Origin of the sequence: Pseudomonas sp. ABFPK (assembly GCF_001586765.1) — a bacterium.
Lineage (GTDB): Bacteria > Pseudomonadota > Gammaproteobacteria > Pseudomonadales > Pseudomonadaceae > Aquipseudomonas > Aquipseudomonas asiatica.
In genome coordinates, this window is sequence record NZ_LQXW01000007.1 from 135598 (window position 1) to 147565 (window position 11968).

An 11968-nucleotide genomic window follows, 5' to 3' on the forward strand; every position below is an offset into this window, starting at 1 on the left:
CGAAACAACATGAGAAAAACCCTGGTGGCCGTCTTTGCGTGTGCTCTGGCATTCGGCGCGACGGCAATGTTACCTGCCGATATCTCGCCGATGGGTTCCGCGTATGCCAAAGGCGGTGGCGGTGGCGGCCACGGTGGTGGTGGTGGCCACGGTGGTGGTGGTGGCCACGGCGGCGGCAATGGCGGTGGACGTGGCGCCGGCATGGGTGGGCACAATGGTACTGGCAATGGTGCGGGTCTCGCGGGTGATCATGCCGGCAAGGCTACGCGCGATCATGGTGTGAGCGGCAATCATTATGGAAGCTCACGTAACCAGGACAACGGCCATGGGACCACCACTTCAGGCATTGCCCAATCCAAGGATACTCGCGGCTTGACGAAATCTACCGCTATCTCGGGGACTACGCCCGGTGATCACAATGCCAAGGGGCTGAGCGGCGCGGTACAAAACTCCTCCAAGAATGATCGATGAGCTTAAGGCTGCCAGGTACTGAAAGGGCCTGGCAGCCGCTTCGTCGAAAGGCTGCGCACTGCGGAACTTGAAAGGCAACCTTATGTCGTATCCGCACTCGAATTTCCCCCCTGCGCCTTTTGGAGGCGAACAAACATGAATAAAACCCTGGTAGCCGTCTTTACCTGTGCCCTGGCGCTCGGCGCAACTGCATTGTTGCCTGCCGATGTCTCGCCGATTGGTTCCGCATATGCCAAAGGTAATGGCAATGGCGGTGGCAAAGGTGGGTTCAACGGTAATGGCGCCGGCTACGAGAGTGATCATGCAGGCAAGGCCACCCGCAACCATGGCGAGAGCGGCAATCACTATGGAAGCCTGCGCAATGATGACAACGGCCGTGGCACTACCCGGTCCGGCATTGCCCATTCCAAGGAACACAACAAGGCCGGGCGCTCCTCTTCGAAGCACGATCGATAACTGAAAGCGCACATGGCGTGCCCTCGAACCGGGCGATGCGGTTGATGGCACCGGCTGCGCCGGTGTTCGCGGGCGCGCCCGCTCCCACAGTCTGGTGCCCGCCAAACCTCAAACCCTGAACCGCGCCACCAACGCCGCCATCTCCCCCACCAACCCCGACAACGCCTTGCTCGCCTCACTGGTCTGCTGCGCCCCTGCTGCCGAGGATGTCGACAGCTCGCGAATGTTCAGCAGGTTGCGGTCCACCTCTCGCGCCACCTGCGCCTGCTCTTCGGCTGCGCTGGCAATCACCAGGTTACGCTCGTTGATCTCGCCGATCGCACTGTAGATACCCTCAAGCACCTGCCCCGAGGCCAGGGTCACGTCCAGCGTCGACTGGGCGCGGCTGGTACTGGCCTGCATCGAGGTCATGGCCGCTTCGGTACCCGCCTGCACGCGCCCGATCATCTGCTCGATTTCCTGGGTCGACTGCTGCGTGCGGTAAGCCAGTGTACGCACTTCATCAGCCACCACCGCAAAGCCGCGCCCGGCCTCGCCCGCACGGGCGGCCTCGATGGCGGCATTGAGTGCCAGCAGGTTGGTTTGCTCGGACACCGAGCGAATCACTTCCAGCACCTTGCCGATGTCCCGCACCTGCCCGACCAGTTGCTCCAGATGCGCGCTGCTGGCCTGGATCTCCCGAGTCATGGCCTCGGTGCCGTCGATGTTGTCGTTGACTTGCCGGCGGCTTTGCGCCGCCAGCTGGTTGGATTCGCTGGTGGTCTGCGAAGTGGTGATGGCATTGCGCGCAACCTCCTCAACGGCCGTGGTCATTTCGGTAACGGCGGTAGCGGCCTGCTCCAGCTCCTGGCCCTGCTGGCGCAGGTTGTTGGCGCTTTCCTCGGTGACCGTATTCAGCGCCGTGGCGGCTGCGTCCAGCTGCCTGGCACAGTTGCTGATCTGCCCCAGGGTGTCGCGCTGGCTCTGCTGCATGCGCTCAAGTTCATGGAACAGCTGGCCGATCTCGTTACTGCCCTGCCCCTGCACCGGCACGCTCAGGTCGCCGCCGGCAATGCGCTGGAAGTGCCGGCCAGCTTCGCGCAGCGGGTGCAGCACGCGCTGGGCAATAAAGGCCCAGCACAGCACCGCCAACACCAACGTCACGCCCAGCAGCCCCAGACTCAGCAGTTGGGCGCGCGCCAGGCGCCGGTCGGATTCCAGCATGATCTGCTGACCGCGCTCACTCAATGCGCCGACCAGTTGCTGGCGCAGCGCCTGCAGCCGGCCCATGGCGTTGCCGGCGTCGGTGTTGACCTTGAAATACTGCTCGAGCGAACGTTGACGGGTTGCCTCACGCTGCCCGGCGACCGCCTTGGAATACTCGCCGTAGGTGGTTTGCAGTGCCGTTGCCAGTGCGTGCAGCGCAGGCTCGCGGGCGTTTTCGACAAACTCGTCCACCAGCTTCTGGCTCTTGTCGTTCAGCTCGACCGACAGCGCCATGCGCTTGTTGGCGCTTTCCTCATGACCACCCAGCTGCTCGATGAAGCCCGAGGACACATTGGCACTGGCGCGAATCGCCATCAGCAATGCATTGTTCAACCGGTCCGACTGGTGCGCGGTCTGGTCCAGTTCGGTGATCTGCTGGTCGCTGCCCACCGCCGCCCGCCAGGCACTGACGGTGGAAAACAGCAGGGTCACGCTGAACAGCGACAGCACCCAGAACATTCCGGTGCGGATCTTCAGGTTGGCAAGCATGGGGGCAGTACTCCTTGTTGGCACCACTTCTGGTCGATGATTCGACGGTGGGTGTGCTGCTATCGGAGGTACTGCCCCAGGCTTGAGGCGCCGGAGTGCGGTTATGGGCGGTAACCGAACAGATGTTGTCGAGGCACAGACCGGGCAACGGGCAACAAGCCGACCAGGCGGGAACTTCAACGTTCCAATTCGGTCGATAGCATCCCCTCGCCCTGCAACCTGGCCTGCCCAAGCCCTGCCGAGTCTTCCGCCGATGCCCAGCACACCTGTTCTGTCAGCCCTGCTCCTGTTGTTCAGCGCAATCACGGCTCAGAGCGCACTGGCCGGCGAACGCTACGCGCCCACGCGCAGCAACAATGCCTCGACGGTGCTGATCGAAACCGCCTCGCAACAGTATGCCGACGGCCAGCTGGACCAGGCGGCGGCCACCCTGGAGCGTGCGCTGCACATTCAGCCGAACAACCCGGCAACGCTGCACTACCTTGGCGTTTTGCGCCTTCAGCAAGGGCAGTATGAACAGGCCGAAACCCTGGCGCTTCGCTCCAACCTGCGTGTTGGCAACAATCACGCCCTGCGCAGCCGCAACCTGCAGCTTATAGAAGCCGCGCACAAGGCCCAGGGCCCGGGCATGCTGCCGACGGCTGCGCATTGACGGCGGCAAGACGCTGCGCGCGACGCTATTGTTCTGCCCGGTGATATAGGCAGCCTCGTCGCTGGTCAGGACTGCCAGGCAGGCTGTCCTTTCTACTACCCGGTAATCGCCTTCGCCGCCTGCGCCAAACGTTGTGTAGCCAGCCGGATTTCATTCATGTCCAGCGAGGCGAACCCGAGGCGCAAGGCATTTTCCGCATGACCAAACGGCGAAAACTGCCGGCCACTGCGTACCACCAGGTCCAACTCCAACGCCTTGCCAACCAACTGATCCACATTGATCCCGTCAGCAAACCTCACCCACAGCGCCAGCCCACCTTCCGGCTCGCGCACGGTTACCTGCTCGCCAAAGGCATCGCGCAAGCAAGCCAACAGGGTCTCTCGACGCCGGCGATACTCCCGGGTGACCCGACGCAAGTGCTTCTTCAGCTCGCCATCATTGATCAAGTCCGCCAGCATCTGCTGCATCACCGCATCGCCCTGCCCCAGGGTCAGCGTCGCCCTGCGTTCGAGCGCTGCGGCCACCTCCGCCGGCGCCACGATGAAACTGCAACGGAACGTACTGCCCAAGGACTTGGACAATGAGCCAATGTAGATCACATGCCGCTGCTGACGGTCGCTGGCCAGCGGCAGGTAAGGTCTCCCGGCAAAGTGGTATTCATGGTCGTAGTCTTCCTCAACCACGCAGAAGTCGTGCTGCCGCGCCAGTTCCAGCAACTGCTGCCGGCGCCCGGCAGGCAGGCTGACCGTGGTCGGGAACTGGTGATGGGGTGTGATGTACAGCATGCGTACCTGGTGCAGCCGGCACAATGCATCAATCTGCTCGACCCGACAGCCCTCCTCATCCAGGTCCACGGTGACCAGCCGGGCGCCCAGCTGGCGGAAGATCTCCCACGCAGGCGGATAGCTCAGGCGCTCTACCAGCACAACGTCACCGGGCTTGAGCAGCACGCTGGCCACCAGGTACAGCGACATCTGCACGCCCTGGGTCAGGCAGATATGCTCGGCGCCAACGTTCAGGCTGCGATTGTGCCGCAGCATGTCGGCCAAGGCGCTGCGCAGGGAGTGGCTGCTGCACGCGCTGCCATGGCGCACGGTGTTGGCGGCAAAGCTGTTGCGCAAGGCATTACGGTAATAGCGGTGCAGAACGGTCTGCGGCAGCAGGCGGTGGTCACAGGCGCCGTTGTCGAAGAACAGCGCACCCGGCCGATCCTGCTGCGCGGCAGCCTGTTTGTTGGCCGCGAAGTAGGCAACGGCAGGCTCCTGCTGTAGCACCAGGGCAAAGGGCTGCGCTGCATCGGGCTCGGCCAGGGTGCCAGCCGCCAGCTGCCGACTGACGAAGGTGCCACGGCGCTGCACGCTTTCCAGCCAGCCCTTGGTCTCGGCTTCCTCGTAGGCGAGGATCACCGTCTTGCGATTGACGTTCAGCAGTTGCGCCATTTCCCGCGTGCCGGGCAACGGCGTACCGGGGCGCAGGCGGCCCTCGGTGATAGCGGCTACCAGGCCCTCGACGATCTGCCTGTACGAGGCCTGCGACTGCGCCGCGTCAAGCTTGAGCAGCGGCTGCCATTTGCGAAGCTGGACCATGTGAATTAACCGAAACTGGAGGTTCTACTGGTCCTGGACTATAGCAACAATCGAACCTCCACTTGCCCCGAGGTGCCCATGCAGAACCGCCACGTCATTGAACTGTCGCCCTCGGGCAAAACCTTCGACGCCAACCAGGAACTGCTGCTCGATGCCATGCTCGCCAGCGGCCTGCCGGTACCCTTCTCCTGCCGCCGCGGCGCCTGCGGGTCGTGCAAGGTCAAGGTGGTGTCGGGGCAGTATCGGGACAAGCAGCGGACGGCAGACATGCCCGCGCCCTGCTACCCCCTGGCCGACGACGAAATGTTGCTGTGCCAGAGCCACGCCTGCAGCGACATGCGCCTGGAAATCCCCGGCTGGTCCCTGGAAACCCAGGCGCTGGAAATCCACGCGCAGGTTCATGGCAAACGCGAACTGAGCGCCGATATCGTCGAACTGGTGCTTCAGCCTGCGCAGCCGTTGTCGGCACGGGCTGGCCAGTACGTACGCTTTCGGCTGGACAACGGCGATAGCCGCTGTTTTTCCATCGCCAACCTGCCCGACCGGGACCAGGGGAAACTGGTGTTTCACATCCGCAAGGTCAGTGGCGGCCTGTTTACCGAACTCCTGCTGCCAACCCTGCAAGCAGGTGACACTTTGAAACTGGAAGGACCGGTGGGTGCCTGCACCTGGCAGCACGAGGCCCAGCGCCCCCTGGTACTGTTCGCCACCGGTACAGGTTACGCCGGCATCAAGCCATTGCTGCTGACCGCCCTGGCAGGTGATGCCGAGGTCACGTTGTACTGGGGCGGCAGATCGGACGCCGACTTCTATGACCGTGAGTTTCTCGACCAGGCCAGCCGTGCACACGCTCACTTTCGCTGGCACCCGGTGCTGTCGGACCAGGCGCGCGTGCAGCAGGTGGCGCTGGCCCAGGCCCATCGCTGGGCCGACACCCAGGTCTATGCCTGCGGCAATGCCACGATGATCAGCCAGGTTCGCGAGCAGTGCCTCGCAGCAGGCCTGCAGCCCCATCGTTTTGTCGCGGAGGCTTTCGTTGCCAGCGGCACACTGGCGCCAGAGGCTTCAACAGCCAGCCCGTTGCACCCGGAGCTGGAAAAAGTCGGCCCACGCTACTCGCTGGACGGCATGCTCGCTGCCCGCGAGCAGTCGGTGCGGGCCGTTGCTGCGATAGCGAACCAGCTGAAAGTCGGCATGACCACTGCACAGGCGCTGAAGATGGCCGCGCAAACCTTGCAGGCGATGGGTGCATCGCACACCTGGCACCCGACCTACATCCGCTTTGGCGACGACACCGTGCGCACGCCGCGCCAAGGCATTGATCTGCAACGTGTATTACGTACTACGGATATCGTCGTGGTCGACGTCGGCCCGGTATGGGATGGCTATGAGGGCGACTATGGCGACACCTTCGTGTTCGGCCAGCACGAGCTGCACCACGCCTGCGTCAAGGCACTGCATGAGGTGTTCGACGAAACCCGCCAGGCCTGGGGCCGTGGCCTGACCGGGCGCGAACTGTACGACTTCGCCGAGCGCAGTGCCCAGGTAAAAGGCTGGCAGCTGGAGCGCAACCTGGCCGGGCATCGCATCGCCGACTTCCCGCATGTGCTGTATGGGCAGGACAAACTGGCCGAGGTGGAAATCGTCCCGAGCGAAGTGGTGTGGGTGCTGGAGATCCAGTTGTGCCACCCTAGCGAGCCGGTCGGGGCGTTTTTCGAAGACATCCTGATTGGTGAGGCCAGGTCGTTCTCCTGAGGTGAAAATTTAGCAGGGGCCCGGTAGGAGCAGCCTTGTGCTGCGAAGAGGCCGGTACAGGCAACAGATACGAATTGTCAGTACGGGCCTCTTCGCAGCACAAGGCTGCTCCTACAAAGGACGCGCCAAGTGAGCGATATTTGTTTTCAACGCGCCAGCGCAGCTCAAAAGGCCGGGCATTCGTCAACAGAACAACAGCCCGGTAGGTACACCCTCAAGCGCCGAGCGAATCCACAACGCTTCGCAGCTTGCCCCGGGTCATCTCCGTGCACGCCTGCATGGGCTCTCGTAGTTCGTCGGTCATCAACCCCTGTAGCTGCAAGGCCGCCTTGACCACAGCCGGGTTGGGCTCGGCAAAGGCCATCTTCATCCACGGCAGCAACTGGTAGAACGTGCCGCGCGCGGCTACCCAGTCGCCATGGTCGACCTGCTGCAGCATGCGCACGTACAGGTCGGCCCGCACATGCGCCGAAGCCGAAATTGCCCCTGCGCCACCCAGGCACAGGTTGTTGAAGATCTGCACGTCCTCACCGGCCAGCACTTGGGCCTGGCCGTCCTGGATCAGGGCCATGGTGGTCTCGCTGTCGCCGCCGCAGTCCTTCACCGCTGCGATGCGCGGGTGGCGCACGATGCGGCGCAGGGTTTCACGCTCGATACGTACCCCGGTGCGGTAGGGTATGTCGTAGACGATCACCGGTACGCTGGCGGCATCCGCCACGGTGCTGAAGAACGCTTCGATGCCGGCCTGCGAAGGCCGGATGTAGCACGGCGCAGGGACCAGCAGCCCGCCAATCTCACGCCGCTGGATTTCAGCCTGGAAGGCCAACAGCTCGCGCAAGTTGTAGCCCGACAGGCCCATCACTACCCTGCCCGGCTCCACCCAGGCCAGCACGGCATCCAGCACGGCCAGTTGTTCGGCCTTGGACAGCGCCGCCGCCTCGCCCGTGGTACCGCATACCACAAAACCGGCCACACCCTCTTCGAGCAGCTTCTTCACCAGTTTTTCCAGGGCGGCGAAGTCGACTTCATTGGCGCGCAATGGCGTGACGAGGGCAATCCAGATACCACGGAAATTCGACATGCAAAAACTCCTGATGTTGACCGAAAGTCAGCGTCAGCAGGGCGGAGAGTCGAAGTGGTCTGGCAGGGATACCTGGCGCCTTCTGTCTCGTCAGCCCACCTGACGAGACAGCGCGCCTCGGTCAGATGAGCGGCTGTTTCTTGGATTTCTTGGCAACGGCAACGCACGCGCCTGCCTGGGCGATGAAGCCCGAAGCGAAAATGGCGTGGTTGGAAATGGACATGCCGGCAAGCCCGTTGCGTGGATATGGCTGGATAATGGTGGCGCGGCGCACTCGGTGTCAACACCGATATAGCAAACCCATCCGGCTGCGCCGGTGTTCGCGGCCAAAGCCGCACAGAGATCTGTGGGCCCGATCTTGTACAAGAGACATTTGATCAATCCAGCATCCACCCAGCATCACCCTCCTCCAGCACACCACCGTGATCCGTCCGGTCTCCTTTACGCGCCACAGCCGCGCCTTCAATCAGGAAATGCTCGGCTCCACTCTCAATCACGGCACCGCACGTGGTCCGATCCCCCACCCTGGCAACCGCCCTGCCGTTGAAGATGTACGTTGCACTGCCGCTTTCTACCTCGTTGATGCCATGCAGCGGACAGACATGTCGATGGCCTACAAGTACGACAGGATTCATTGGGCCTCTCCTTCTGATGGCCCGGTGCGAGATTCACGGTCTATCTCCTCTGGCCAATTAACCTTGGGTGCCAGGCAATGCATGTGGCTCAGGCCATCGTCATCGTTCCAGTCACGGGGGGGGTGCACGAACTCCGGCAGGGCTGCGGGACCTTGCTGCATGAATAACCGGGCGATGGCCCAGTAGGCTTCACCGTGGTACAGGTCGTGGGTGAAGAAGACGCGGTCGATGACTTCGTTGGTTTCCGGGTTGCGGACCGACAGCATGACGTTTTCGATCAGCCCACCGTGGCCGGGGGCGTAGACTCGGTAGACTTCGGCGGTTACGTCGTCCCAGTTGTAGGCGACCGGTTTGACGCCCCAGTGTTTGCGGCTGAACAGATAGATGTAGTGGAATCTGAATTGATAGAGATAAATCTTGCGTCGCAGGCGATTGAAGCGGATTGGTTCATCCCTTGGGAGCATTAGGTCGATCTTTACAAAGGATGCAACCGCCCACATACCGATCAGAGGTACCAGCACTATAACAACAGCAACATACCAGTCACGTGACCAACTAACATCCAGCATAAGCAAATACAAATATATAAGCGCACCAGAAGACGCGATCAACCCTGGAATGCCCAGCAGGACCGCAACACCACGCAAACTGACAGTAGATCGAGGAAGCTCCAAGTACACTTTATCTAGATAGTTAGGTGATGGATTTATATCCTCAAAACTAAAACGCGGAACCTTCTGCGAGCTGACATCAGGCAGATCATAACTCCAACAAAGAGCCCGCCGAGCCCTGAACTTAGCTTTCACTCATTAACCTCCTTGGCACAAACCTCAACATAGGCATTCGGCACATTCCTATCTGGCCAGTACATTACTAACAGTGTCGCAGCCCTGATATTATGCATCCCGATAATCGACATAAGCTCTATAGATCCGGTGATTTCCATACTCGAAGCACGCACGCCACCTAATCCCGACGACTGTCGCTTTTTATTCACTTAAAAATCACTTTTATAGTCAGGATTGGCAGGCCCTGGCGTTCACAGGACATGCACTGGTCGTGTGGCGGCCCGGCTTCGGCGATCGCGAGGGCAATACGTTGGCTGATGGTCATGAGCGATCCTCGTGTTGGACAGGGCCTTGACGGCCTCTGAACACTAACGGGGAATCGCTTTCCAGAGAGGCATTGGGCTTCCTAAAAGTTTGTAGGAAACGTCTCTGAATAAGGGATTTGAGTCAGGCAGGCGCGTTGATACATCAGCCCCGTCGTAACACAGCCGCCAGCCCCACGGTCAGTATCACGGCACAAAGCATGACCAAGCTAATGGCAATTTCGAACCCATGGCAGCGTATCCCTTCTAGACCCGGGGGTTCATCGGCCCTCTCAGTCAGATGGGGCAGTACGAGATTCACGGTCCATGTCCTCCGGCCAATGAACCTTGGGTGCCAGGCAATGCATGTGGCTCAGGCCATCGTCATCGTTCCAGTCACGGGGTGGGTGTACGAACTTCGGCAGGGCTTCGGGGCCTTGCTGCATGAATAGCCGGGCGATGGCCCAGTAGGCTTCACCGTGGTACAGGTCGTGGGTGAAGAAGACGCGGTCGATGACTTCGTTGGTTTCCGGGTTGCGGACCGACAGCATGACGTTTTCGATCAGGCCACCGTGGCCGGGGGCGTAGACTCGGTAGACTTCGGCGGTTACGTCGTCCCAGTTGTAGGCGACCGGTTTAACGCCCCAGTGTTTGCGGCTGAACAGATAGATGTAGTGGAATCTGAATTGATAGAGATAGATTTTGCGTCGTAGGCGATTGAAACGAATGGGTTCGTCCCGTGGGAGCAATAGGTCCATTTTTACATATGTCGCAGTAGCCCACATGCCAATCAAAATCGCTAGCGATGAGAGGATGTCAACGCCCCAATTATTCGACCAGTAGATACCAAAAAAGCTCCAATGCATGTAGATTAATGCACCCACAGAAAAAACCAAAATTGGTCCCCCTATCAGCACTGCGACACCACGCAAACTGACAGTAGATCGGGGAAGTTCCAGGAACACATCATCACAGTAGTTTGGTGGCGGATCTATATCTTCAAAGCTTGAACGCGGAACTTCATCCGAACTGACACCAGGCAGATCATAACTCCAACACAGAGCTCGCTCCGAAAGGATCCTGGGCTTGATCTTCATTCATTAGCTTCCTTAATGCAGACCTCAACATATGCGTCTGGCAGCCTTCTATCCGGCCAATAACTTATCAGCAGTGTCGCGGCTCTAATGGTATGCGGCCCAATCGTAGCCATCAGATTAACAGTACCCGTAATTTCTAGCCAAGACATATGCGGCTCATTTCGGCTAGGCGACCGTCGTATTTTTTTAACTAAAATATCACTCTTATAATCGGGCAACCTCGGCTGAAAAAAGTCATGGAATGTTGCCGCTTTGGTAAGCGCCTCGGCTCGAACAGGTTGGTACTCATCAAGAACGACAGCCTCTCCGCCACTGAAGTCGGGGAAGGTTCCGTCACCATGACGATGTACCACAAGCATCAAACGATAGGCCGAATGCTCATCACGGTATTTGGGCAATATGATTTTGAATTTTATTTTTTGCTCTAGTTCCAAGCTAAGCAACCCACCAATCTTAGAAGTGGCCGGGTCGCTTAAACGCTTGGATTCGAAATGAATCGCCGTATGTACGCCGAGCGTGGCGGCATTGAGCTCTGCAAACGCTATATCTGCATATTCAGGTGTCTTCCAAGACACGACCGGATTTTCATCGTTAGTCCCAAAGCAGCAGCGTCGCACCCAGCGCTCTAATGCATTAGATTCGCTTTCTTCAGCTGACTTGGCAAATGCGTAAGCGATGAGAGCCAGTACGATAGCCAGACCTAAAGGCCCTAATAGGACGGGTTTGAAAATTGCATAGACAAACATTCCAGTTGAAGAGATGTACACAAGACCTGCACTAAAATAATTCCTCGCTGCTAGGTTGTCCCCAGCTGCTCGTGTACGGTTAGCGGCAGAAAATGCTTGTGCCGTATCCAAAACCCCGGTTATTGCACCTATCATCGCACCGATTTTTATCAGCGACACTCCAGTTTCTGAGGCGCCCTTAGCCCACAACCTTCCAGTATGCTTACTACTTGAGTTCAACAAGAGCCCTATTAGCTCGATACTCCCTCCCAATATTCCCAAGTACGATCCTTGCAATGCCAACTTGGCCTCATGCGCCTTGGGCCCAATCTCCGTTTCCGCCTTTTCCTGATTCCTGCCCAGGCTGTCCTGCTGCAGATACAACCCGCCTATCGCCAGCAGGACCTCCCAACTGCCAGCAATCCCGCGCAACCCGGAAAAACCGGTTTTTACCAATCGAGCTGCCTGCTGCGTCGTGATCTTCATCCCCTGCAACAACCTGCGCGCATCGGTTTCCAACGTCCCCGCCGCCACCGAGATATCCACCAGGGCAAGCTGTGCCGCGCTGCTCGCCTGGGTTACCCCCATGCTGGCCTCCTTGAACAACCGCCCATGCACTTCCTCGGCCTTGCCCTCGACCCACACCGTCACGCTGATCATCGTATTGGTGAACCGCGGGTCGAGCA

The 11968-nt window shown here is 59.8% G+C and carries 12 protein-coding genes; 4 read left to right on the forward strand and 8 right to left on the reverse strand.

Translation table 11 applies throughout. The annotated features are described in order from the left end of the window. The first annotated feature begins 9 nt into the window (after positions 1-9). Positions 10-471, forward strand: a complete 462-nt coding sequence (locus WM94_RS30705) for a hypothetical protein (RefSeq protein WP_082810521.1) — start codon at positions 10-12, stop codon at positions 469-471. A gap of 135 nt (positions 472-606) precedes the next feature. Beyond that, entirely contained in the window at positions 607-927 is a 321-nt protein-coding gene (locus tag WM94_RS07000) for a hypothetical protein (protein WP_061550792.1), read from the forward strand. A gap of 108 nt (positions 928-1035) precedes the next feature. On the opposite strand, the gene WM94_RS07005 is transcribed toward WM94_RS07000, so the two are convergent. Next, positions 1036-2661 (reverse strand): methyl-accepting chemotaxis protein, encoded by a 1626-nt coding sequence (locus WM94_RS07005; RefSeq protein WP_061550793.1) that lies wholly within the window; start codon positions 2659-2661, stop codon positions 1036-1038. A gap of 253 nt (positions 2662-2914) precedes the next feature. Here WM94_RS07005 and WM94_RS07010 point away from each other — a divergent pair, with 253 nt between their 5' ends. Next, complete coding sequence (locus WM94_RS07010; protein WP_061550794.1) at positions 2915-3313, forward strand: tetratricopeptide repeat protein; 399 nt, start codon at positions 2915-2917, stop codon at positions 3311-3313. Between the two features lie 95 nt (positions 3314-3408). Here the strand turns inward: WM94_RS07010 and WM94_RS07015 are convergent, their stop codons facing one another. Beyond that, positions 3409-4899, reverse strand: coding sequence for a PLP-dependent aminotransferase family protein (locus WM94_RS07015; RefSeq protein ID WP_061550795.1), 1491 nt, complete (start codon positions 4897-4899; stop codon positions 3409-3411). 78 nt (positions 4900-4977) lie between these two features. Between WM94_RS07015 and WM94_RS07020 the strand changes: the two genes are divergently transcribed. Further along, positions 4978-6654, forward strand: coding sequence for an NAD(P)H dependent flavin oxidoreductase family protein (locus WM94_RS07020; protein ID WP_156485949.1), 1677 nt, complete (start codon positions 4978-4980; stop codon positions 6652-6654). 214 nt (positions 6655-6868) lie between these two features. Here WM94_RS07020 and dapA read toward each other — a convergent pair whose 3' ends face one another. The 6 genes from dapA to WM94_RS07045 form a co-directional block, all read right to left on the reverse strand. After that, the gene (dapA, locus tag WM94_RS07025) at positions 6869-7735 is read right to left on the reverse strand and encodes a 4-hydroxy-tetrahydrodipicolinate synthase (RefSeq protein WP_061550797.1); all 867 of its coding nucleotides are present in this window, start codon (positions 7733-7735) and stop codon (positions 6869-6871) included. Positions 7736-7856: 121 nt separating this feature from the next. Further along, a complete protein-coding gene (locus WM94_RS30055; protein WP_023661540.1) occupies positions 7857-8009 on the reverse strand; it encodes a hypothetical protein in 153 nt (50 codons plus the stop codon). 103 nt (positions 8010-8112) lie between these two features. Then, positions 8113-8370, reverse strand: coding sequence for a PAAR domain-containing protein (locus tag WM94_RS07030; RefSeq protein WP_015270011.1), 258 nt, complete (start codon positions 8368-8370; stop codon positions 8113-8115). Further along, positions 8367-9176, reverse strand: a complete 810-nt coding sequence (locus WM94_RS30710; protein ID WP_256207002.1) for a DUF6708 domain-containing protein — start codon at positions 9174-9176, stop codon at positions 8367-8369. Before WM94_RS30710 ends, WM94_RS07030 begins: the two co-directional genes overlap by 4 nt. Before the next feature lie 577 nt (positions 9177-9753). Beyond that, a complete protein-coding gene (locus tag WM94_RS30715) occupies positions 9754-10557 on the reverse strand; it encodes a DUF6708 domain-containing protein (protein ID WP_235891304.1) in 804 nt (267 codons plus the stop codon). After that, on the reverse strand, positions 10554-11968 hold a 1415-nt coding region (locus tag WM94_RS07045), incomplete at its 5' end, for a hypothetical protein (RefSeq protein WP_061550801.1). The genes WM94_RS07045 and WM94_RS30715, both read right to left, overlap by 4 nt.